Source organism: Streptomyces sp. NBC_00554 (genome assembly GCF_041431135.1).
Lineage (GTDB): Bacteria > Actinomycetota > Actinomycetes > Streptomycetales > Streptomycetaceae > Streptomyces.
Genome location: NZ_CP107799.1, coordinates 3127037 through 3149442 on the forward strand (window position 1 = coordinate 3127037; position 22406 = coordinate 3149442).

Annotated in this window: 16 protein-coding genes; 7 read left to right on the forward strand and 9 right to left on the reverse strand. The window is 68.7% G+C overall.

What is annotated here, in order from left to right:
- Positions 1 to 59: 59 nt before the first annotated feature.
- Both OG266_RS13405 and OG266_RS13410 read left to right on the forward strand, forming a co-directional pair.
- Positions 60 to 1031: a helix-turn-helix transcriptional regulator gene (locus OG266_RS13405; RefSeq protein ID WP_371545792.1), complete on the forward strand. Its 972-nt coding sequence runs from the start codon at positions 60 to 62 to the stop codon at positions 1029 to 1031.
- A gap of 487 nt (positions 1032 to 1518) precedes the next feature.
- Positions 1519 to 2148: a helix-turn-helix domain-containing protein gene (locus tag OG266_RS13410; RefSeq protein WP_371552777.1), complete on the forward strand. Its 630-nt coding sequence runs from the start codon at positions 1519 to 1521 to the stop codon at positions 2146 to 2148.
- A 50-nt stretch (positions 2149 to 2198) separates the two neighbouring features.
- Here OG266_RS13410 and OG266_RS13415 read toward each other — a convergent pair whose 3' ends face one another.
- Positions 2199 to 3227: an ATP-dependent 6-phosphofructokinase gene (locus OG266_RS13415; protein ID WP_371545794.1), complete on the reverse strand. Its 1029-nt coding sequence runs from the start codon at positions 3225 to 3227 to the stop codon at positions 2199 to 2201.
- 261 nt (positions 3228 to 3488) lie between these two features.
- On the opposite strand from OG266_RS13415, the gene pta reads away from it, so the two are divergent.
- From pta to pyk, 3 genes are all read left to right on the forward strand, one after another.
- Positions 3489 to 5579 carry a phosphate acetyltransferase gene (pta, locus tag OG266_RS13420; protein ID WP_266454122.1) on the forward strand — a complete coding sequence of 697 codons (2091 nt, stop codon included), beginning with the start codon at positions 3489 to 3491 and terminating at the stop codon, positions 5577 to 5579.
- Positions 5576 to 6811 carry an acetate kinase gene (locus OG266_RS13425; protein WP_266454123.1) on the forward strand — a complete coding sequence of 412 codons (1236 nt, stop codon included), beginning with the start codon at positions 5576 to 5578 and terminating at the stop codon, positions 6809 to 6811. The genes pta and OG266_RS13425 overlap by 4 nt, the downstream gene beginning before the upstream one ends.
- A 73-nt stretch (positions 6812 to 6884) precedes the next feature.
- Positions 6885 to 8318: a pyruvate kinase gene (gene pyk, locus OG266_RS13430; protein WP_371545796.1), complete on the forward strand. Its 1434-nt coding sequence runs from the start codon at positions 6885 to 6887 to the stop codon at positions 8316 to 8318.
- Positions 8319 to 8389: 71 nt separating this feature from the next.
- On the opposite strand, the gene OG266_RS13435 is transcribed toward pyk, so the two are convergent.
- The 8 genes from OG266_RS13435 to OG266_RS13470 all read right to left on the reverse strand — a co-directional run bounded on the left by OG266_RS13435 (position 8390) and on the right by OG266_RS13470 (position 20501).
- Positions 8390 to 9061, reverse strand: a complete 672-nt coding sequence (locus tag OG266_RS13435) for a hypothetical protein (RefSeq protein ID WP_371545797.1) — start codon at positions 9059 to 9061, stop codon at positions 8390 to 8392.
- A 10-nt stretch (positions 9062 to 9071) separates the two neighbouring features.
- Complete coding sequence (locus OG266_RS13440; protein ID WP_371545799.1) at positions 9072 to 13508, reverse strand: polymorphic toxin-type HINT domain-containing protein; 4437 nt, start codon at positions 13506 to 13508, stop codon at positions 9072 to 9074.
- Positions 13509 to 13612: 104 nt separating this feature from the next.
- On the reverse strand, positions 13613 to 14548 hold the full coding sequence (locus OG266_RS13445) for a VCBS repeat-containing protein (RefSeq protein WP_266454128.1): 936 nt from the start codon (positions 14546 to 14548) through the stop codon (positions 13613 to 13615).
- Between the two features lie 284 nt (positions 14549 to 14832).
- Positions 14833 to 16146 (reverse strand): hypothetical protein, encoded by a 1314-nt coding sequence (locus OG266_RS13450; RefSeq protein ID WP_371545802.1) that lies wholly within the window; start codon positions 16144 to 16146, stop codon positions 14833 to 14835.
- The gene (locus OG266_RS13455; RefSeq protein ID WP_266454132.1) at positions 16136 to 16714 is read right to left on the reverse strand and encodes a DUF6114 domain-containing protein; all 579 of its coding nucleotides are present in this window, start codon (positions 16712 to 16714) and stop codon (positions 16136 to 16138) included. Before OG266_RS13455 ends, OG266_RS13450 begins: the two co-directional genes overlap by 11 nt.
- 187 nt (positions 16715 to 16901) lie before the next feature.
- Complete coding sequence (locus tag OG266_RS13460; RefSeq protein ID WP_266454134.1) at positions 16902 to 17546, reverse strand: DUF6230 family protein; 645 nt, start codon at positions 17544 to 17546, stop codon at positions 16902 to 16904.
- A 646-nt stretch (positions 17547 to 18192) separates the two neighbouring features.
- Positions 18193 to 19179: a tetratricopeptide repeat protein gene (locus OG266_RS13465; protein WP_371545804.1), complete on the reverse strand. Its 987-nt coding sequence runs from the start codon at positions 19177 to 19179 to the stop codon at positions 18193 to 18195.
- 164 nt (positions 19180 to 19343) lie between these two features.
- A complete protein-coding gene (locus tag OG266_RS13470) occupies positions 19344 to 20501 on the reverse strand; it encodes a transposase (protein WP_266454137.1) in 1158 nt (385 codons plus the stop codon).
- A gap of 466 nt (positions 20502 to 20967) precedes the next feature.
- Here OG266_RS13470 and OG266_RS13475 point away from each other — a divergent pair, with 466 nt between their 5' ends.
- Entirely contained in the window at positions 20968 to 21597 is a 630-nt protein-coding gene (locus OG266_RS13475; RefSeq protein ID WP_266454139.1) for a TetR/AcrR family transcriptional regulator, read from the forward strand.
- Positions 21598 to 21681: 84 nt separating this feature from the next.
- Positions 21682 to 22401, forward strand: a complete 720-nt coding sequence (locus tag OG266_RS13480; protein ID WP_266454141.1) for a hypothetical protein — start codon at positions 21682 to 21684, stop codon at positions 22399 to 22401.
- Positions 22402 to 22406: the final 5 nt, after the last annotated feature.

The following is a 22406-nucleotide window of genomic DNA, read 5'->3' on the forward strand; positions in this document are numbered from 1 at the left end:
GACGATCTGCTTCCGGAATTCCGGATCAATTACGGAGCCAATGAGGTACGGAGTTGGCGATGAAACACGACACGAGCCCCACCGCCCGAGCCCTCCTGCTCCTCGAACTGGTCCAGAGCAGCCCCGGAGTCACGGCGAGCCGGCTGGCCGAGCGGCTCGGCGTCTCCGAGCGGGCGGTCCGCCGGTACGTCGGCATCCTGCGCGAGGCGGGTGTGCCGGTGGAGTCGGCCCGGGGCCCGCACGGGGGTTACCGCGTCGGCCGCGGGCTACGGCTGCCTCCGCTGATGTTCACCACGGCCGAGGCTCTCGGCCTTGTCATGGCCGTACTGGACGGACATCGCGACGCCGCCGACCCCGCCGACCCGGTGGGCAGCGCGCTCGGCAAGATCATGCGGGTGCTTCCCGAGTCGGTCGCGGGCCCGGCCCAGGCGGTCCGAAAGGTGAGCGCCCTGGTCCCGGACCCCGACGCCGCGAGCCCCGCCCCCGACACCACGGCCGCCCTCGTCCAGGCCTGCGCCTCGCAGCGCCGGCTGCGCCTCGGATACCGCACGGGCCCCGGCAGAGAGGAGCGCGCCATGGAAGTCGACCCGTGGGCCGTCGTCGTACGCCATGGTCGCTGGTACCTCCTGTGCTGGTCGCACACGAAGAACGCGAGACGGGTTCTGCGCGTGGACCGGGTCACCGCAGTCGACGTACTCGCCGACACAAACGACGCATACACCCTTCCCCCCGGCCTCAACCCGGCGGAAGCCCTCGAAGCACACCTCGCCGAAGGCTGGACGTACGAGGTGGAAGTGATCATCGATGCCCCCGCCGACACGGTCGCCCAGTGGATCCCGCGAAGCCTGGGCCGCCCCGAGCCGATCGACGCCGACCGCACCCGCCTGCTCGCCACCACCGACGAACCGGACTGGTACGCCGATCAGTTGACGGCGATCAAGGCACCCTTCCGCATCGTGAAACCACGCGAGCTGCGGGAGGCAGCCCGCGCTCTCGGCCGGCGTCTACTGGACGCCGACCGGGAGCCGTAGCCGCGCCCAGGAGCCACACGGCAGCCGGACAGGAGCCGAATCGCGCCGGGGGTTGCACCCCGCCGCAAGGCCGATCTCCGTGCCGACCCTGACGCGACCGGGACCCGACACCGGCTGCGGAGGTGCCGCCTGCGGCGCGCTGTCGGATCCCACCGTCACCAGCCGTCACAGACCAGGAGTGGGCTAACGCTCGCGCATATGCCCCTCCACCTTGCCGTTCGCGCTTTCGGCACCGCCCCGGACCGTCCCCCACCAGCCACCCCGCACCCGCGCGACAACCCACGCACGCGTGTCACCAGCCGATCTTCGGCCACCCCGGACCTACGTCCGAAACCGTATGTTCCTACAATCTGTGATTGTGGCCGAACAGACCGTAGTCACCGCCGCCCCCGGCCCATACTTTGACCGCGTGCACCGACCGCAGGCCCACCAGCCCACCCCGCCCTTCAACGCCCCGGCCGCCCGCAGACTGCGCGCAGCACTCGGAATGGGGCCCGAGCATGTCGCGTACGGGATGAGAGCCTCGTACGGACTTCCCTACGTCACTCCGGACCTGGTCGCCGCCTGGGAACGCGGGATAGCCGAGCCGAGCGCGCCCGAACTCACCGCGCTCGCGGGCGTGTTGTGGTGCTCGCAGGGTGAACTCATCGGCGCGCCACGGACCTTGCGCGAACACCGTGTCGCACGCGGCCTCGCCACCGAGGACCTCGCGCGTGCCGTCGGGCTCGAACTCCTCGCGTACCAGCGGATGGAGGAGTCCGGCGAGTGGCGCGGCAACGAGCGGCAGTCGACCACGCTCGCCGAGGTCCTGGAACTCTCGCTGCCCGACTTCATCACGGTGACAGGGCGCGACGACAAGCTCGCGGAGCTGCTGCGCAGCGCGATGACGACCCGCTGGCAGGCGTACGTGCGCCCGGTCGGCAAGATGGTGCCCCTGGACCGGCGTCTCCTGGAGGGCGTCCTCGAGGAGATGCACACCGAGTACCAGGGGCAGATGGTCGCCTCGCTGAGCTGGGGCGGCGGGTCGGCCGCCACCGACGCCGGCGAATCGGGCCGGGACTTCCTGGACCAGATCGTCGGCCACTTCTGGTCGATGGTCCAGAGGAGTACGCACTGAGCGGTACGAACCAGAACCCGGCGCACTGAGCGGCACCAACCAGAGGTCGGTTAGAACACCGACTCCGCCTCGTCCATCCGATCCTTCGGCACCGTCTTCAGCTCAGTGGTCGCGTCCGCCAGCGGCACCATCTCGACGTCCGTGCCGCGCAGCGCCGTCATCTTGCCGAAGTCGCCGCGGTGGGCGGCCTCGACGGCGTGCCAGCCGAAGCGGGTGGCGAGCACGCGGTCGTACGCGGTCGGTGTGCCGCCGCGCTGGATGTGGCCGAGGATGACCGGCTTGGCCTCCTTGCCGAGGCGCCGCTCCAGCTCGTACGCGAGGGCCGTGCCGATGCCCTGGAAGCGCTCGTGGCCGAACTGGTCGATCGCGCCGTGGCCGTAGTCCATGCTGCCCTCGGCGGGGTGCGCGCCCTCGGCGACGCAGATGACGGCGAACTTCTTGCCGCGCGCGAAGCGCTCCTCGACCATCGACACCAGATCGGCCGGGTCGAAGGGCCGCTCGGGCAGGCAGATGCCGTGGGCACCGGCGGCCATGCCGGACTCCAGGGCGATCCACCCGGCGTGCCGGCCCATGACCTCGACGACCATCACGCGCTGGTGGGACTCGGCGGTGGTCTTGAGGCGGTCCATGGCTTCGGTGGCGACACCGACCGCCGTGTCGAAGCCGAAGGTCCGGTCCGTGGCCGAGATGTCGTTGTCGATCGTCTTCGGAACGCCGACGACCGGGAGGCCGCCCGAGTCCGAGAGCATCCGGGCGGCGGTCAGCGTGCCCTCGCCGCCGATCGGGATGAGCACGTCGATGCCGAACTCACGGGCCATGTCCTGCGCGTTCTCGCAGGCCTCCCGGAGCCGGTCGCGCTGCAGGCGGGAGGAGCCGAGGATGGTGCCGCCGCGGGCCAGGATGCCGCTGACCGCGTCGAGGTCGAGGGTGCGGTAGCGACCTTCGAGCAGGCCGGCGTAGCCGTCCTCGAAGCCGACGACCTCGTCCCCGAAATTGGTGACCGCTCGGTGCACGACCGACCGGATCACTGCGTTCAGGCCAGGACAGTCGCCGCCTGCGGTGAGAATTCCGATGCGCATCGTGCTGTTTCTCCTGCTCGCTGCCGGTACGTGTGAGCCGGTCCGATTGTTTCACGGCACGGAGGGCACCGTCGCTTCCGCACCCCCGGGCAGGACGTTCTCCCTGGCGGGCGCCCTAGCTACCCGCAGAGGTATTGTCAAGAGGGTTCTGCTCACGTCAGCGGGCTATTTTCTCGAGCCCCAAAAACCACCTACGGGCCCAGGAGCTCATCCAGTACGGGCCAGGGGCTCACCGAGCGACGAAACGGATGGAGAACACGCGTGACGCGCAGCGTGTACGTGACCGGGATCGACCGCGGCGACGGCCGCCAGGTCGTCGAGCTGGGGGTCATGGAACTCCTGACCCGCCAGGTCGACCGGGTGGGGGTGTTCCGTCCACTCGTGCACGACGGTCCGGACCGGCTCTTCGAGCTGCTGCGCGCCCGCTACCGCCTCGCCCAGGACCCGGCGACGGTCTACGGCATGGACTACCACGAGGCGTCCGCGCTCCAGGCCGAGCAGGGGGCGGACGAGCTGGTGTCCACGCTGGTCGACCGTTTTCATCTCGTCGCCCGTGACTACGACGTCGTCCTCGTCCTCGGCACCGACTTCGCCGACACGCAGTTCCCCGACGAGCTGGCGCTCAACGCCCGGCTTGCAAACGAGTTCGGCGCGTCCGTCATCCCGGTCGTCGGCGGTCGCGGGCAGACCTCCGAGTCCGTGCGCGCCGAGACCCGCAACGCCTACCGCGCGTACGACGGACTCGGCTGCGACGTCCTCGCGATGATCGTGAACCGGGTCGCCCCGGCCGACCGCGCCGGGATACACGAGCGGCTCGACAGCCGTCTCCCGGTGCCCTGTTACGTGCTCCCGGACGAGCCCGCGCTCTCCGCGCCCACCGTCGCGCAGATCACCCAGGCCCTCGGCGGCACAGTGCTCCTCGGCGACGAAGCGGGCCTCGCCCGTGACGCGCTCGACTTCGTCTTCGGCGGCGCGATGCTGCCGAACTTTCTCAACGCCCTGACCCCCGGCTGCCTGGTCGTCACCCCCGGCGACCGCGCCGACCTGGTCATCGGCTCACTCGCCGCGCACAGCGCGGGCACCCCGCCCATCGCCGGCGTACTGCTCACCCTGAACGAGCGGCCCACCGACGAGATCCTCACCCTCGCGGCCCGCCTCGCCCCCGGCACCCCGGTCGTCTCGGTGGCCGGGAACTCCTTCCCCACCGCCACCGAACTCTTCGGCCTGGAAGGGAAGTTGAACGCCGCCACACCGCGGAAGGCGGAGACGGCGCTCGGCCTGTTCGAGCGGTACGTGGACACGACCGACCTCCTCAAGCGGGTCTCCGCGCCGAGCAGCGACCGCCTCACACCGATGATGTTCGAGCACAAGCTCCTGGAGCAGGCCCGCTCCGACAAGCGCCGCGTCGTGCTGCCCGAAGGCACCGAGGAGCGCGTCCTGCACGCCGCCGAGGTACTGCTGCGCCGGGGCGTCTGCGACCTGACGCTGCTCGGCCCCCTCGACCAGATCCGCAAGAAGGCCGCCGACCTCGGCATCGACCTGGGCGCCACCCAGCTCATCGACCCGGCGACCTCCCAACTGCGCGACCGGTTCGCCGAGAAGTACGCCGAGCTGCGCGCCCACCGGGGCGTGAGCATCGAGCTGGCGTACGACGTCGTCGCCGACGTGAACTACTTCGGCACGCTGATGGTGCAGGAGGGTCTCGCCGACGGCATGGTCTCCGGCTCCGTGCACTCCACCGCCGCCACCATCCGGCCCGCCTTCGAGATCATCAAGACCAAGCCGGACACGAAGATCGTGTCGTCCGTCTTCTTCATGTGCCTCGCCGACAAGGTGCTCGTCTACGGCGACTGCGCGGTCAACCCGGACCCGAACGCCGAGCAGCTCTGCGACATCGCCATCCAGTCGGCCGCCACCGCCCAGCAGTTCGGCGTCGAGCCGCGGATCGCGATGCTGTCGTACTCGACGGGTACGTCCGGTTCGGGCGCCGACGTCGACAAGGTGCGCGAGGCGACCGAGCTGGTACGGCTGCGCCGCGGCGATCTGCGGATCGAGGGGCCGATCCAGTACGACGCGGCCGTCGAGCCGTCCGTCGCGGCCACCAAGATGCCGGACTCGGAGGTCGCCGGGCAGGCGTCGGTGCTGATCTTCCCTGACCTCAACACCGGCAACAACACCTACAAGGCCGTGCAGCGCTCGGCCGGCGCGATCGCGGTGGGCCCGGTCCTCCAGGGCCTGCGCAAGCCCGTCAACGACCTGTCCCGCGGCGCGCTCGTCCAGGACATCGTGAACACCGTCGCCATCACGGCGATCCAGGCCCAGAGCCCCGACCAGAAGGTGTCCCAGCTGTGAGCGCCACCCGCGTCCTCGTCCTCAACTCCGGCTCCTCGTCGGTGAAGTACCAGCTGCTCGACATGCGGGACAGCAGCCGGCTGGCCATGGGTCTGGTCGAGCGCATCGGCGAGGAGACCAGCAGGCTCAAGCACACGCCGCTGCTCGGTGGCGAGTCCCGCGAGACCGTCGCGCCCATCGCCGACCACGAGGCCGCCCTCAAGGCCGTAGCCGCGGAACTGGCCAAGGACGGGCTGGGCCTCGACTCCCCCGAGCTGGCCGCGATCGGCCACCGGGTCGTGCACGGCGGCAAGACCTTCACCGATCCGACGGTCATCGACGACGCCGTACTCGCCGAGATCGAGCGGCTGATCCCGGTGGCCCCGCTGCACAACCCGGCGAACCTCACCGGCATCCGTACCGCCATGGCACTGCGCCCCGACCTCCCCCAGGTCGCCGTCTTCGACACCGCGTTCCACACGACGATGCCGGAGTCCGCGGCGCGCTACGCGATCGATGTGAAGACCGCCGACGAGTACCGCATCCGCCGGTACGGGTTCCACGGCACCTCGCACGCGTACGTGTCCCGGGCGACCGCGGAGCTCCTGGGCAAGGCGCCGGAGGAGGTGAACGTCATCGTGCTGCACCTCGGCAACGGGGCGTCGGCCTCCGCGGTGCGGGGCGGGCGGTGCGTGGACACCTCGATGGGGCTCACGCCCTTGGAGGGGCTTGTGATGGGGACCCGTTCCGGGGACCTGGATCCGGCGGTCATCTTCCATTTGATGCGCGTTGGCGGGTTGTCCACCGACGAGATCGACACTTTGCTGAACAAGAAGAGCGGCCTGATCGGCCTGTGCGGCGACAACGACATGCGCGAGATCCGCCGTCGTGTCGACGAGGGTGACGAGCAGGCCCGGCTCGCCTTCGACATCTACATCCACCGCTTGAAGAAGTACATCGGCGCCTACTACGCGGTCCTCGGCCGGGTGGACGCCATCGCCTTCACCGCCGGAGTCGGGGAGAACGCCGCCCCGGTGCGCGAGGCCGCGATCGCCGGGCTTGAGGAGCTGGGCCTGGCGGTCGACGGCGACCTGAACGCCGCACGAGCGGATGGGCCCAGGCTCATCTCGCCGCAGTACGCGCGCGTGGCGGTCGCCGTGGTGCCGACGGACGAGGAACTGGAGATCGCGACACAGACGTACGCACTGGTGGGCGGCGCGGACGCCGGAGGGGCCTCCGAGGTCCACGCCTGAGCACGTACCCGCCCATTTGTATCTTCCACCAGACGGAATATTCCGTAGCGAAACAAACCGATAGGATCGCCCTATGCGCCGTTCGAAAATCGTCTGTACTCTCGGCCCCGCGGTCGACTCCCACGAGCAGCTCGTCGCGCTGATCGAGGCTGGCATGAACGTGGCCCGCTTCAACTTCAGCCACGGCACTCACGCCGAGCACCAGGGCCGGTACGACCGTGTCCGGGCCGCCTCGGCCGAGACCGGCAAGGCCATCGGTGTGCTCGCCGACCTCCAGGGCCCGAAGATCCGCCTGGAGACCTTCGCCGAGGGGCCCGTCGAGCTGGTGCGCGGTGACGAGTTCACCATCACCACCGAGGACGTTCCGGGCGACAAGTCGATCTGCGGCACGACCTACAAGGGCCTGCCCGGCGACGTCTCCAAGGGCGACCAGATCCTCATCAACGACGGCAACGTCGAGCTGCGGGTCGTCGAGGTCGAGGGCCCCCGGGTCAAGTCGATCGTCGTCGAGGGCGGCGTGATCTCCGACCACAAGGGCATCAACCTGCCGGGTACGGCCGTGAACGTGCCCGCGCTGTCCGACAAGGACGTCGAGGACCTGCGCTTCGCCCTGAACATGGGCTGCGACATGGTCGCCCTGTCCTTCGTGCGCGACGCCCACGACGTGAACGACGTCCACAAGGTGATGGACGAGGAGGGCCGTCGGGTCCCCGTCATCGCCAAGGTGGAGAAGCCGCAGGCGGTCGACAACATGGAGGGCGTCGTCGCGGCCTTCGACGCCGTCATGGTGGCCCGTGGCGACCTGGCCGTCGAGTACCCGCTCGAGAAGGTCCCGATGGTGCAGAAGCGCCTCGTGGAGCTGTGCCGCCGCAACGCCAAGCCGGTGATCGTCGCGACCCAGATGATGGAGTCGATGATCACCAACTCCCGCCCGACGCGCGCCGAGGCCTCGGATGTCGCCAACGCGATCCTCGACGGCGCCGACGCGGTCATGCTGTCCGCCGAGTCGTCCGTGGGCGCGTACCCGATCGAGACGGTCAAGACGATGTCGAAGATCGTCGTGGCGGCCGAGCAGGAGCTCCTCTCCAAGGGCCTGCAGCCCCTGGTCCCCGGCAAGAAGCCGCGCACGCAGGGCGGTTCGGTCGCCCGCGCCGCCTGCGAGATCGCCGACTTCCTCGGCGGCAAGGGCCTGGTCGCCTTCACCAAGTCCGGCGACACCGCCCGCCGTCTCTCCCGCTACCGCGCCTCCCAGCCGATCCTGGCCTTCACCACGGACGAGGGCACCCGCAACCAGCTCACCCTGAGCTGGGGCGTCGAGTCCCACGTCGTCCCCTTCGTCCACAGCACCGACGAAATGGTCGACCTCGTCGACCAGCAACTCCAGCAGCTCAACGTCTTCAACGACGGCGACGTCGTCGTCATGACGGCCGGCTCGCCTCCCGGGGTCCCGGGCACCACCAACATGGTCCGGGTACACCACTTGGGCGAAAGCGCCCGCACGGCCTGACCTGCGGTGCTTGTACGACGTTGAGGGCGCTCCCTGTGCGCAGGGGGCGCCCTCAGTATTTGGTGTCGCGGTCAGTCCACTAGGTCGTCCCAGACGTTCAGACAGCCGTCGTCGACGACGAACTCGTGGTAACCCAACATCTCACCGAGCAAAAGGAACCGGCTGTGCCGGGCCTCGCTGATCGGCACGAAGTACGCCTTCATGGCGCGCAGGAAGAGCCGGAATGCCAGGTCGGCGCCAACCTCGGCAACAGCCCGCTCCAGCGCCGGCACGACGTCCGGGAGCGCGGGAGCATAGAGGCTGGTTACAGCCGCCTTCGTCAGAGCCGGTGAGACTCCCCGGATCTCCTCCAGAACTGCCGCCCGCACCCCCTGGTCCCCAACGGGCTCGGGGGCGGCGGGGAGGACGAAAGAGGGATCGTCCAGCCGGATCCGGGCGACGCACACATCGGCGATCCGGTTCAACCATGCACGGCCGTCGAGGCCGTGGGCAACCGGGTCGAAGTACCTGCGCGTCGCAGCCAGCCACAACGTGACGATCACCTCGTCGGGCAGCGAGGACGCCAGTAGCAGCTGGACGTCCTCCAACAACCGCCCAGCGTTCGCCCCGTCGAAGTAGCCTGCCATCCGCTCGACGAGGCGGAGCGCTTCGGTCTCGTCCGGAAACAGCGTCGGGTAACGCACCTTCTGCGTGAGACCACTGAGTCCGAAGTCCTCGTCGCACCCCTCGTATGAATGGGCCATGATCGCTTTCTTACTCCGGGTAGGACGTGTAGACGACGAACTTCTGTGCATGTGTCTTGACGTACTTCAGCTGGATCACCACGGTATTGCCGGTCGGGACACCTCCGGAGCCGTCGCGACGGAACACCGTGCCGAGTTGACCTTCGTCCCTGACCTGCCATCGGATCTCCTTGAGGTCGATGGTGGGATCGAAGGCGCCTCCTCGCTGAGCCTGCTTGGTCATCCAGTTCGCCAGGGTCTTGGCGTTGCTCCCCCGCGTGACCCACTGCTGGAACGCCTTGTCGATGGCGCGTGCGGCCGTTTCCTGGTCCCTCCATTTCGTCGCGATTCCATACTTGTCCGCCCTCAGTTGCGCAGCTGCGTCGGGGATCACGTGATCCCTCAGGGTGTGAGCGCCGCTAACACCCTCGTCACCGACGATGTTCAAGCAGTTGTGGACGAGAACGTCCTGCGGCCGTACCCCGTCGGTACGCACAAAGAACGTGTGCAGACCACCCACCGTCAGGTCGTAGACCTCGCGCGGAGCCAGGCCCGAACGATCCCGCAAAGCCGTCACGGGCTGCACGGAACCATCCGGAGTTCGCAACCGGTCGCCCAGACGCAGGTCGGAAACCACCGTCCAGCCACGGCCGGTGACGTAGAACCTGTGACCCACTGTGCTGGTGAGCCGACCATCGCCGGCCACAGTGATGTCCACCAGTCGCTCGGTGTCGTGCCGGAATGTATCGGTAACCGGCTGGGGCCGCAGCTCCCCCGTTTCGGGGTCGCTCGCCAACAGTCGGTCGCCCTCCCGCACCTCACTGATCGCCCTACGTGAGCCGTCCGCCATCAGCACCTGGGTGCTGCCGGGGAAGCTGTTGACCCTGCATGCAGTGAGGGCGTCCTCAAGGATGTTGACCTGCAGCTCTATGGCCGCCAGCACCTGCGGGTCCAGGTCCAGCTTCTTCAGAGCCTTGATCGCGTCGCCCACCCCGACCCCGGTCTTCAGCGCCGCGTCCAAGCCGCGTAGCGCCAACGCCGCGTCCTCGATCAGTTTGCCCGGGACGAAGTTGCTCGCCGCCCAGGCACAGCCGCTGACATCGCCCTTGGAGCAGTCGATGAAGTCCTGGACAAAGATGTCCCACAGGACGTTCAGGAAGATCCTGTCCACCATCTTGGTTACGTCCCAGGTGGTGAAGGTCTTCGTCATGTAGGCCGTCTGGTCCTCGTACGTCTCGCTGCCGAGCCAGGTCACGTTCTCGGTCGGGCAGGTTGACGCGGATACTTCGAGGTCGGTCGAGCCCTGGCACAGGTAGAAGTCGACCTTCAGGTCGTACCGCATCTTGAACTTGACGTCACAGCTGTCCCAGGGGGTGCCGTCCAGCACACATTCGTTCATCGCCACCGGGTCACCGAGCGGCGTGACCTTCTGCCTGGTGAAAAGGCCGCCGATGCCAGTGGCACCCCCCTTGGTCAGGTCCTCGCGGGCCTTGGCGTTCTCGGTGCGGGTGGCTGCGTCCTGGGCCTCCTTGGCGGACTGCTGGGCGTTCGCCGCAGCCTTCTCGGCCACGGTCGCATCGGCCTCGGCCTGGTCGGCGACATCACGCGCGGTGCCCGCGTCGGCCTCTGCCGCGGTTGCCGCGCCTCGGGCGCTCGCCGCGTCCCGCTCGGCGTCCGTGGCCGCCGAGTCGGCGTCCGACGCGTACCCGCCGGCCGAGTCGGCCGCCCTCTGCGCCGCCGCGGCATCCTCGGTGGCCTGCCGGTCGTACTCGACCGTGTTGGCCTCCGACTTCTTCGCCGCCTTGGCGGAGGCCGCCGCAGCGTCGGACGAAGCCTGGGCTTCGGCCGCGGACTTGGTCGCACTCGCCGCGTATCCGGCCGCGTCGGCCGCTGCCTGCGCCGCCGCCTTCGCGTCGGCACCCGCCTGGGCGGCCACTGTCTTGGCCAGCGCCGCGGCCTTCGCCGCCTCGGCCGCCTTGGCGTTGGCCAGCGCGGCCTGCTGCTGGGCCGCCGTCTTGGAAGCCTGACCTGTCAGCACGGCGAGGCCCGCCGAGGAGTCGGTTTCCGCGTACGGGGAACCGAGCTCGATGGCGTCGTTGGCCGGCTTGACGACCTGGGCGGCCGAGTCACGGGCTGCCGTAGCGGCCTGCGCGGTGGAGTAGGCGTGCCCCGCTGCGCGAATCGAGTCGGCGCCTGCGAGCACGGCTTCGGAGCGCGCGACCAGTGCGTCGCCCTTGGCCTTCACGGCGGCTTTCTGGGCCGTCTCTGCTTCCGACTTCGCCGCGATCGCGTTCCACTTCGCCGCCATGGACGCGTCGATGGCGGCGGCGGCGGCAGCGTGAGCCTTCGTCACGGCTGCATTGGTGATGGCCACGTCACGTTTGGCACCGTCGGCCGCCGACTGGGAGCGCTTGGCCGCGCCCTGGGCGCGGGTCGCGGCTGCTCGTGCATCGGCTGCCGCCTGAGTCGCGTCGTCGGCCGCCTGGCGAGCCTTTGTCGCGGCCGTGGTGGCGCCGTCGGCCGCGGCCCGCGCGTCGGTGGCCGCCTTCCGTGACGCCTCGGCCGCCGATGTGCCCTCGTCCGCCTCGGCCTTGGCCTCCAGCGCTGCGGCCTTGGCAGCCGCGGTGTCCCGGTCGCTCTCGGCTTCGAGCGCCTTGTCACGTGCCTTCGCTGCCTTGTTCTCGGCGGCCAGGGCGTCGTCCTTCCGATCGGACGCCGTCTTCCCCGCTGTCTGGGCCGCGGTCAGCTTGTCGGCCGCGACCTGACGCTGGGACTGAGCGATCGCCTCGGCGTCCTGCGCCTTCTTGCGTTCCTTCTCGGCCAGTTCCTTCTGCGATTTGGCGTAGTCGCGCTCGGTCTCGGCCTTCTGCCGCTTGGTCTTGGCGTCCGCCGCCGCGTTCTTCGCGGTCTGCTCAGCGGCCTTGGCCCTGTTCTCGGCGGCCTTCGCCTCGGACGCGTGCTTCGCGGCCTCCGCGGCCTGCGCGGCGGCGCCCTCCGAAGCGGCCTTCGCCTGGGCGGCAGCCTCCTCGGCGGCCTTGCGCCGGAACTCGGCCTTCGCGGCATGCGCCTGGGTGTTGGCCAGCGCGTTCAGCGTCTTGCTGTCGGCGGCCGAGGCGCGGGTGGCGTTGAACGCCGTCTCCGTGGCCTTCGCCGCCGCCTGCGCGGCCGCCGCTGACGCCATGGTCACCTGCGCGGCCTGCTGCCCGTACATCAGACCCCTGCCGCGCGGCAGACCGGCAGCATCGGCTATGGCGTACGCCTCGGTCTGCGCCTTGGTGACCTTCGCCCCTTGCGCCTTGGCGGAGAGCGCGGCGCGGGACGCCACGAAGAGACGACCCGAGGCACGCCCCTGCGCGTTCGCAATCCACTTCTTGACCTGGGCGAACTCAGCCGCCGTGGGGTAGAAGATGGGGTGGTCGGCCGGCTTCTGCTTGGTCCAGTACGCCTGCCAGTCGGTCAGCCGGTCGGCGATCAGCGACTGGGCAAGCGCCTCGCCGAGCGCCTGCGAGGCCATCGACAGATCGGCGTTGGCCTGGGTCTCGGCCTTGATGATGGCGTCCCGCTGGCTCTTCTGGCCGGCGAGTTCGTCCTGCCACTCGGTGGCGGCCACGGCCAGCTCGGTGCCCAGCACCTCATGCGGGTCCGGCGGGTTGGTATATGCGCAGGACGCGAACCGGGCTTTGAGGTTCTCGACGTCGATCCGGAACTCCATCGAGTCCGGGTCGGGAGCGGTGGTGGGGAATCCGCCGTACTGGAGGAAAAGGCGCGCGTCATCGGCGTACATGCCATGCATGAACTGCATGGACTCCCAAGCCTGGCGGTCCTCGTAGTCCTCGTGCGCGTCCTCGTCGTAGCGGGCGTTGTAGATCGCCGTGGCCGCGTCGACGGACTCCTGGCTCGCCATGGGATGGGAGTCGGTGTAGAGGTCGCTGTCACGCTTCCAGTACTGGGCGGCTACCCAGCTGCTCAGATTGATCGTGTCGAAGGGATTGGCGTCGCTCTCCACCCACTCGAAACCGGTCTTCGTATAACCCGGCGGTGTGCTCATGGACGGAATCGCGAGGGATTCCTCCCACACGTCTGGGCGGCCGGCGAGCTCATCCAGCTTGGTGTCGGCCACTGCCCGGTCCGTCTTGTAGGACGTGGCAAGCGGCGTGGCGGTCCAGTACTCCCGATTGGCAGCCGTGTGCAGCTGCGCTTCCGTGCCGCTGAGTCCTGCCCGTGCGACCTCCTTCGTCGCCGGACCGCCCTTGCGTAAGACACCGTTGAGGAGGCACTGGTCCTCGCGGACCTGCTGGGTGTTCTCCAGGTCGAAGAGGGTCGGGACGGTGGGGTCGTCAGTGGTGGCCGCGGCCTGTTGGCGGTCCAGGCTGGGGAGTTGGCCGCCGGTGATGGCGATCGCGGTGGCGGTGGCCAGGGCCGTGGTGGTCAGGAGCCGGGACCATCTGCCCGGGGCCCGGCGGAACATGGTCCGGCGTCTCTGCGCAACCGGACGTGCGTGTGTACGCATGCGGAAGTGTCAGCCGTTCTGCTGAGAGGAAGTTGGGGGGCGAAGGGGCTGGCCGGAACTACTCAGAAGAGCAGGTTGTAACCCCAGCCACTGCCGCCGATCTGCGTGCGCGGTGCGAAGGGGGCCGTGGCCGTGCCGGTGCCCTTGAACAGCCACAGCACGCCCGCGCTGTCCACGCCGATCAGGTCGGTCTTGCCGTCGCCATCGTTGTCGCCCACAGAGACGAGATTGGTGTAGTCCGCCCACGCCCCGCCGGTGGGAGCGGGCACGATGTAGCGGGTGTTGGCGAACACCGCTTCGGCCGTGGCGGTGCCGCTGCCCGGGTAGACGTAGAGGGCACCAGCCGTGGATCGGGCGATCACGTCGGCCTTGCCGTCGCCGGTGTAGTCACCCCGGCCGGCGAGTTTGTCCATGCCGTTCCAGCCGACTGAGCGGACCAGCACTCTGGTGGACAACGTGCCGTCGGCTTTGCCCTGGTAGAGCCAGAGCGCGCCGGTCGTGTCGCGGGCGAGCAAGTCAGGGTGGGCGGTGCCGCCCATGTTGCCCACGGAGATGAGCAGGGTGTACTGGTCCCAGCCGGTTCCGAGCACCTTGGTGTCGTTGCCGCGTTCGGCGGTGTAGTACAGCGTGCCGTCGATCACGGCGTACAGGTCGGTACCTGTCAGGTTGTTCGAGATGTTGGCCTGGGCGAGCAGGGTCGCACCGGCGTAGCCGCCACCCAGGTCGAACTTGGCCGCGAAACCACCGGTGCCCTTGGCCTCGTGATCGAAGAGACGGCCGTTCTTGTCGAGGCCGATGAGCGGGAAGAGGCCTGTACCGTCGGCGGCCGCCTGCTGGACCAGCGGCGCCTGGTCGGTGTGCGCGGCCTCTGCGGAGTCCGGCGCGGAGGGCGAGGTCTGTGCGACCGTCGCCGTCGTCACCGCCAGTGCGGCGGTCACGGCGACTGCGGCCGCGAGCACCGCCGCCCGGCGTACCGAGCGGCTGACGAGAGTGAACATGGAGTGATGCCCCTCGCTGATGAGGTCGGCGGGGGACACGCACGCGCACACGCCCCAGCGCATCGCGCGCTGGTCATGCTTTCCCCGGTGCCGCCCCCGTGCCGTGGCTGGTCATGCTCACGGCAAATTCACTCTATGGGGAAGTTGTGAAAGTTGTAAACAGCCTTTAAAGGAGTGGCCCGGGGGCAGAGGACCCGCAATGACTGTGGCCCGGCACCTCCGCGTGAGCGGAAGAACCGGGCCACAGCCCTATGTGCGGCTCCCGGATGGGCTCTGGGCCGTGCTCAGTCCTCGGTCTGGTACGTGCTCATCCCGGGGATGGTCAGCGTTCCGCCGAACTGGCCGGCCTGGACGACCTTCACGTCGGTGAAGTAGATCAGCGGGATGTTCAGCGGGGGCGGGTTGTCCGGGTCGAACGTGATCGGTATCAGGCCGAACAGCTTGCCGGAGATGCTCTCCGTGTACATGACCGTGTCGCCGTCACGGATGGTGGACGTCGTGCCCTCGTCCGCCTGGACGTGGTAGGTCGCGCCCGCATGCTTGTCGATCACCGTCTGGTGCAGATCGCCGATGTCGGTGCCGTCGGAGATCACGTACTTCAGGACCCTCTTGACCGTGCCGTCGGCGGTCTTCACCTTCACGACACCCTGGTAGTCGGCACCCTTGAGCAGCAGGGAACTGGCGTTGAGGTACCAGGGATCGTTGGGCAGGATCACCGGGTTGTCGACGTTGCCCTCTTCGTCGGTGGAGATCGGGCAGTCGGCGGCGTCCGTACTGGCGCTCGCGGACGGGCTGGGGCTGGCCGACGAAGTGGCCTCGTCCGCCGCCTCCTTGGCCGCCTCCGCGCTGTCCTCGGCCGCCTGGGACGCCGTGTCGGTGGCGTCCTTCACGGTGTCCTCGACCGTCTCGGTGACCTTGTCGGCCGTGTCCTTGACGGTGCCGGAGCTGTCGCTGCCCGACGTGTCCTCGCTCGCGCTCGCCGAGGCGCTGGCGGACGGCGTGGGGGTGGCGCTCGCCGTCTCGTCGGGCGTGAGGATGTCCTTGATGGCGTCGCCGATGCCCAGCGGGTCCAGCGGGTTGCTGCTGGTCTCGGACGCCGAGGGGGTCGCCGTAACCGTGTCCGCGCTGCTGTCGCTGCTCTCGGACGTCTTGGTCGCGGACGCCGACGGGGTGGGCTCGGCCTCGTCGTCGGAACCTGAATCCGACGAAGAGGTGTCGCCCTCACCCGAGGTCGCCGTGGCCGAAGGGCTCGGCTCGGTCTCGTCCGCGGACTCCGAAGCGCTCGCCGAGGCGGACGGCGTCGCGCTGGCGGACGCGTCCGTGCCGTCCTCGGCCCCGTCCAGGAGCTCGACGCAGGCCTGGTACTCCTCGGCCGTCAGACTCTTCGAGGTGGTCGGCTGGTCCTCGGCGTTGGCGAGCGTCGGCGTGAGACCTATGCCCATGAGGACGGCGGTCGGCATGGCCGCGAAGGCTATCGCCTTGCCGGCGGGCATGTGGAACCTGGTGGACAACGGCTTCTTGGGAGCGGCGTGACGCGGCCCGGTTCTCACACGGGGCTGAGCCTCGGAGTCACCCTGGGACACCTCGTCAGTCGGCACGGTACCCCCCATTGCCGTTGTCGGCAGAGGCGCTCTCGGGCAGGTGCTGGTCCGACTCCGGCGCGCCCGCGTCGGTCGTGCCTGCGGCATCGGCCTCGGCGGGAGCGGGCGCTTCCTTCGCATACCCCGCGTGCTTACGGGACCGCTTGGCCTTCGTGCCGTCGGCCGACGCGTCGGCGGGCATCCAGGAGACGGAGAGCGCGCCGCCGAGCATCGCCAGCAGGAAGCCCACGATGAAGCCGCCGATGTTGGAGACCACCAGGGACACCAGGGCGAGGACGATCGCCGCGACGCCGGCGAAGATGCGTGTGGCCTGCTGGAACCACATCGTCAGGCCGAGCGTGAACAGCAGTACGCCGATGATGAGGGAGCCGGCACCCGCGGTGGTCGCCATGGCGACCGACATGGTGCCCAACTTGAGGGTGGCGTACGGGAAGTAGGCGATCGGCACACCGCCGAGCAGGGTGAACAGACCCGCCCAGAACGGCCGGGCGCCCCGCCAGGCCCGGAATCGCAGACGCGCGTGGGTGAAGTACCCGGCGCTCTGGACCGGAGTCTCGGCACTCATGGAAAACAGCTCCCTGGGTCCGGTTGAAGTACGTACCGGCTCGGCCGTTGGCGTGGAGAAGCCGGAAAGTCTGAGTTTGTTGTCCGCCGTCGGGCGTCGGGCTGGGCATGTGGGGCGGAGAAGCACAGGCTTCCCCGCCCCCCTGGTCAGCTCAGCTGTCCAAGGTCACTTCTCACGGCCGCAGCCGTCAGAAGCACTCCATGTCCGCACTCGTGCCGAGGCGCATCTTCAGGCCACTGAGCTTGAAGGTGCCGGCCGAGGTCGCCCACGCCGTCTGATCGACGTCCGACAGGTCGGCCGACTCCGCCTGCTGGGCGAAGCCGCCCGGCAGCGTCGTCTTCGTGTCCTTCACGGCAGGACCACGGGTCTTGTCCTGAAGGGCAACACCGATGTCGATGTTCGTGAACGTCGCATCGGCGTCGAGCTGCGACATGTCGATGTAGAGATTGTGTGCCTTGACCGGGTTCTTCGGGTCGGCCCCCGCGTCAAGACGAAGGTAGATCGTCTTGTTTATGACAGGGATCGTCGTCTTAACCGACTGGCACATATTGGTCAGGGTCGCGTCGTCGAACGACGAGATGGCGACGGGAACCTGCGTCTGCTTGTCACCTGCGGTCGAGGTGTAGACGGTGTCCATGCCACCGTACTGGGCGAAACCGTCACCGTGCAGCTTGTCGACATGCACCTTGAACTGCTGGCCGGACACGCTGAACGACGCGGCCAGCGCACCCTGCGCAAGCCCGACACCCACGGCCGCGGCCGCGACGACGCTGGGCACCATGACCACAGCGAAGCGCTTCCATCTTGTCCCGCCACGCACCTGGGACTCCATATTTCCTCCTTCTCGGACGTACATCTCCTGGCCCTGACTGCCCCGTTGTAGCGGCCCAGCCGGGCAGGGATGGGAGAAGTGCTACGTCCTCGGGAAGGAGAGCGCCCGTACTTTCAGGCGCAAACCGAGCCCGAATCACTGGCGATCACCCCCGAGCGACAACCACTGGTCGCGCCTGACGCACATCACGCACAACCTGCTGGACAGGCTCTGCCGAACGGCAAAGACCCCCCTGTCCAAGAGACGGCACCACTGTCGCCGTCCCTACTCGGTGGGGACCCAGAAAACCCCTTGACCCGATTGGCTGTCGGGGTAGGGGGTAATGGACCGAGCGTCGCCGATCGTGGTGCATTCTCGCCGCCCCCGCAAGGGGGTTCGTTACTGGCTAGTAACGGGCGGATAACCGAACAACGACCCGTCGGTATCGGTCGACAACGCAGGGTGGCGCCAAGGTGGGTGACACACCGGTTGATCCTCGGACAGAATCCGACAGAACAACGCCCCCGACTTACTCCAAGTAACAGCGGCCGCGTTTACCAAGATTTGGTAAAGCGCGGCCACTTCTCGCTCCGTCGGCACATCTTTCACCCGGGCATCACACGACCTGGCGTTTAGCAACAGGTCAGAGAACCCGTCGGAGCCCCCGTCAGAACAGCGCCCGGGCCAGCGCCCTGCGCGCCGCGATCACCCGCGGGTCGTCGGCGCCGACCACCTCGAAAAGCTCCAGCAGCCGCAGTCGTACGGCATCCCGGTCGCTGCCCGCCGTGCGCTGCACCGCGTCGATGAGCCGCCCGAAAGCGTCTTCGACATGCCCACCCACGAGATCCAGGTCGGCGGCGGCGATCTGCGCCTGCGCGTCCCCCAGCTTCTCAGCGGCGTCCTTGCGCACCTGCTGCGGATCGGCGCCAGCCACCCGCTGGAGCAACTCGGCCTGGGCAAGACCGAGTTTGGCCTCCGTGTTGCCCGGGTCGTCGCTCAGCACGTTCTTGTACGCCTGTACGGCACCGCCGAAGTCGCCCGCGTCCAGGGCCTGTACGGCGGCCTCGAGGAGCGCGTCGTACGGTCCGGCCGGTGCTTCGGCAGCCTCCACCGGGGCGCTCCCGGGCTCGGCGTCCGGGTCGACGACCAGGCCGGTCAGCCCGAAGCGCTCCTCGGCGACCTGCACGAGCTGGTCCAGGGTCCCGCGGATCTGGGCCTCGCCCGCCGCACCCTGGAAGAGCGGCAGCGCCTGCCCGGCGACCACCGCGAAGACGGCCGGGATCCCCTGGATCCCGAACTGCTGCATCAGCATCTGATTGGCATCGACGTCGATCTTGGCAAGAACGAAGCGTCCGTTGTATTCGGCGGCCAGCCGCTCGAGCACCGGGCTGAGCTGCTTGCACGGCTCACACCACTCGGCCCAGAAGTCGATGACGACCGGGACCTCGGTGGAGCGCTGCAGGACGTCGCGCTCGAACCCGGCCTCGTCGACATCGATGACGAGGCTGGCGGGGGAAACGCCCCCGCTCACACCCCCGCCACCCTGCCTGGCCGCTTCGGCGCGCGCCTGCTCCGCCTTCGCCTTGGCCTCCTGGGCCGCCTTCACCGCGGCGAGGTCGACGACTCCGCTCATGGACATGTTCCGTGGCTGCATGAGTACATCTTCCCCCTTCCCGTGCGCGTGTGTGAAAAGCCTTGTCATCTTCTCGGCCGTGGACGGCCGAGCTTGTGCACTCGGTCGTTCACACCTTGTCGCGCTCCCGACTGTCCCCTACGACGGGACGGTCACGGGGCGCATCTCCCCACGGTTCGGCCTGTTCAGGCCGGTGCGGGGACGGGTGCGGTGACGAACACCCACGCCGAGCGTGCGCGGTTGCGCACGTTGACCCCGGCGACGTGGTCGGCGGGCCCAGCGAGGCCACACCGACGACAGCAGAAGTGGTCCCGGTCAGGCCGGTTGGCCTTCTCGGTGTGCCCGCAGCGCGGGCAGCGCTGCGAGGTGTAAGCCGCATCCACCTCCAGGAACGGCACCCCGGCCATCTTTGCCTTATAGGCGAGGTGCTGTCCCAACTGGTGAAACGGCCATGAGGAGAACGCGCCCCGCTGGTCGCGGCGAAGCCGTACCCGGTCCCGGATCCCGTCCAGCAGCTCGACGGCGATCCCGCGACCGGTGCGTTGCGCGACGGACACGATCTCCTTGCTGATGCCGTGATTCAGGTGAGTGGCATGGCGCTGCTCTTTCTTCGCCCGGCGGGCCATGCGACGGGTGGCCGAACGGGTCCGCTTGGCCTGGAGTTCAGCGCGTTTGCGGGCTTGCCAGCGCCGGTAGCGGGCCAGCCGTCGGCCCTGGTAGTTGGTGCCGTCGGAGGTGGTGGCCAGGTTGACGATGCCACGGTCCACACCGACCCAGTCCACCGGCTCGAACACCTCGGGATCGGGAAGGTCGCAGGTCGCGATCAGAAACCACTTGCCGCCCCGCCGGACCAGGTCGGACTCGCCTTTGCGGTACCCGGCCAGCGTGTTCAGCTGGTCTGCTGAACCGGTGTAGGGGATGCCGCGCATCCGCCCGTCCACCGTCCAGATGGACACCGTGCGCACGTCCGTCTGCCAGGACAGACACCGGTCGTCGAACGGCTGCGCCGCCTCCGGCCGGAAAACGGCCGGCGAACCGACCGCCTTGCGGTACCGCTTCGACGACGGACCACCCAGCCGCCCGGCCTTCAGACTCGCCGCAAGCGCGCTGTAGGCATCCACAACCTTCTTCACCACCCGCACCGCCGGCTGCGCCGACAACCCGAACGCAGCCTTGACGTCCGCGTAGACCAGCTTCTGCAGCCCGTTGCGGTCCCTCACGCCCGTCTCGAAAGCAATGCGGGAGACATGATCGGCAGCCCGGTTGCAGGCACGCAGGGTCGCCTCCAACGCCGCCACCTGCTCCGGCGACGGCAACAGCTTCACCTGCACCACCAGCTTCACGACCCCAAACCTAGACACCACCCCGCACACCCGAGCGGACTTCGCACACAGCCACCCACCCTCGCGACCACCCCGCACACACGTACGCATCTCCCGGCCCGCCGGACAGCGACACGGACACTCCGCCCCCGACCTTGACCGGTGACGCGGAGCGTCACCGGTCAAGGATGCGATTCTTCCCCGGCGTGAACGCCGGGGCATCCACGCAAGAATCAAGTGAAAGCCAGGCCAGTTTTCGTCCCCACTGAGTACTGCTAGGCGCCGGGTCCCCACCTGACGCCAGTGCGGTTGTCACCCGCGTTCGAGCTTTCGCTACGAGTCGTAGCGTAACTGCCCGAGCGCCTCGCTGTCCGCGCTCCACCGGTGATCTGCCTCACGGCTCCACAGGAACGCTCGGATACGGGTGCGCGAGACGGCGGGCACGGCCGGATCCAGCGGCGCAGGACGGCCGGATATGGTCACTGACATGCAGAGTCGCACTTCCGCCCCCCATACGACGGGGCGCCCACGCAGCGCCGCCGCGGACGCCGCGATCCTGGAGGCGACGCGGGCCGCACTGGTCGAACTGGGCTGGTCCAAGCTCACGTTGGGAGACGTCGCGACCCGCGCCGGGGTGGCGAAAACGACGCTCTACCGCCGCTGGGCGGGCAAGAACGAGCTCGTGGTCGACGCGGTTGCCGAACTCTTCGACGAACTCGAACTCCCCGACCGCGGCAGCCTTGCCGCCGACATCGAGGGCGTGGTCCTCCAGTTCGCGGCGATCCTGTCCCGCCCGGAAGCGAAGACCGCCCTGATGGCGGTGGTGGCGGAATCAACCCGCGACGAACCCCTGCGCGAACGCATCCGCACCTCCATCGTCGACCGCCAGAAGCGCCTGGTCCTGGAGGGCCGCGCCCGCGCCCAGCTCCGAGGCGAACTCCCCCCGGAGACGGACCCCGTCACGGCGGCCCGCACGGCCGACCTCATCTTCGACGTGGTGGCGGGCGCGGTGGTACACCGCACCCTGGTGAGTGCGGAGCCCGCGGACGAGGAGTGGGTACGCAGCTTCACTCGAATCCTGCTGCTGGGTCTGGCAGGCGCGGCGGAACCGGCGTAGTCAAAACGTAATAGGGAAAAGACTTTTACGTCGGTAAGATTCTTTCGCCAATGCTTCGCCCCGCGAGAAATGTCAGGAATGAGCATGAGATTGCGAAGGGTCCTCCCGGTCGTCGCCGCACTTCCCGCCCTGCTGGTGATATCCGCGTGCAGTAGCGATTCGAAAGAATCCGACGGCAAGAAGGCCACACCGACCGCGGAGGCGACGTCGAGCGCGGAGGCCAAGGAGGCCGCCGAGGCCAAGCGGATCGGCGCGATGGACCCGAAAGCTCTGAAAAGCGCCACAATCTCCGGGAAGGGCGAGGGCTTCGAGTTCAAGCAGGTCGCCAAGGCGGACGTCGAGGCAGGCTTGGACATGAAGGCCGACAAGGCCGCGTGCCAGCCGATCGCCAGCCTCGCTGGCGGCTACACCCACATCAAGGCGGTGAGCGTGGAACACCGCTCCCTGACGCCCACGGAGGCCACCGACGCCACCATCGGCTCGATGTGGCTCGCCTCCCATTCCGAGAAGAACGCCAAACTGGTCATGTCCGACCTGCGCGCTTCCCTGAAGAAGTGCGACGGCTTCAAGACGCTCGGCCTCACGTACAAGGACGTGAGGCAGCTCAAGGACCCGTCCCTCGGCGACGAGGCGGTCGGCTACCGCATCACGAACGTCGTCGGCAAACAGTCCGTGCCGATGACGTTCACCATCGTCCGCAAGGGCGGGGTGATCGCCGCTTTCTACGGGGTGAACATGCTGACGCCGGAGAAGAGCGCGATTCCGGAGGCGGCGATCGAGGCGCAGTTGGAGAAGCTGGACTGACATCA

Coding starts and splice junctions, on each gene's coding strand:
- OG266_RS13415 (WP_371545794.1), bottom strand. CDS start 3,227: ATGCGCATCGGAATTCTCACCGCAGGCGGCGACTGTCCTGGCCTGAAC.
- OG266_RS13465 (WP_371545804.1), bottom strand. CDS start 19,179: ATGCAGCCACGGAACATGTCCATGAGCGGAGTCGTCGACCTCGCCGCG.
- OG266_RS13440 (WP_371545799.1), bottom strand. CDS start 13,508: ATGTTCCGCCGGGCCCCGGGCAGATGGTCCCGGCTCCTGACCACCACG.
- OG266_RS13475 (WP_266454139.1), top strand. CDS start 20,968: ATGCAGAGTCGCACTTCCGCCCCCCATACGACGGGGCGCCCACGCAGC.
- OG266_RS13435 (WP_371545797.1), bottom strand. CDS start 9,061: ATGGCCCATTCATACGAGGGGTGCGACGAGGACTTCGGACTCAGTGGT.
- OG266_RS13455 (WP_266454132.1), bottom strand. CDS start 16,714: ATGAGTGCCGAGACTCCGGTCCAGAGCGCCGGGTACTTCACCCACGCG.
- OG266_RS13405 (WP_371545792.1), top strand. CDS start 60: ATGAAACACGACACGAGCCCCACCGCCCGAGCCCTCCTGCTCCTCGAA.
- OG266_RS13445 (WP_266454128.1), bottom strand. CDS start 14,548: ATGTTCACTCTCGTCAGCCGCTCGGTACGCCGGGCGGCGGTGCTCGCG.
- OG266_RS13480 (WP_266454141.1), top strand. CDS start 21,682: ATGAGATTGCGAAGGGTCCTCCCGGTCGTCGCCGCACTTCCCGCCCTG.
- OG266_RS13410 (WP_371552777.1), top strand. CDS start 1,519: ATGGGGCCCGAGCATGTCGCGTACGGGATGAGAGCCTCGTACGGACTT.
- pyk (WP_371545796.1), top strand. CDS start 6,885: ATGCGCCGTTCGAAAATCGTCTGTACTCTCGGCCCCGCGGTCGACTCC.
- OG266_RS13460 (WP_266454134.1), bottom strand. CDS start 17,546: ATGGAGTCCCAGGTGCGTGGCGGGACAAGATGGAAGCGCTTCGCTGTG.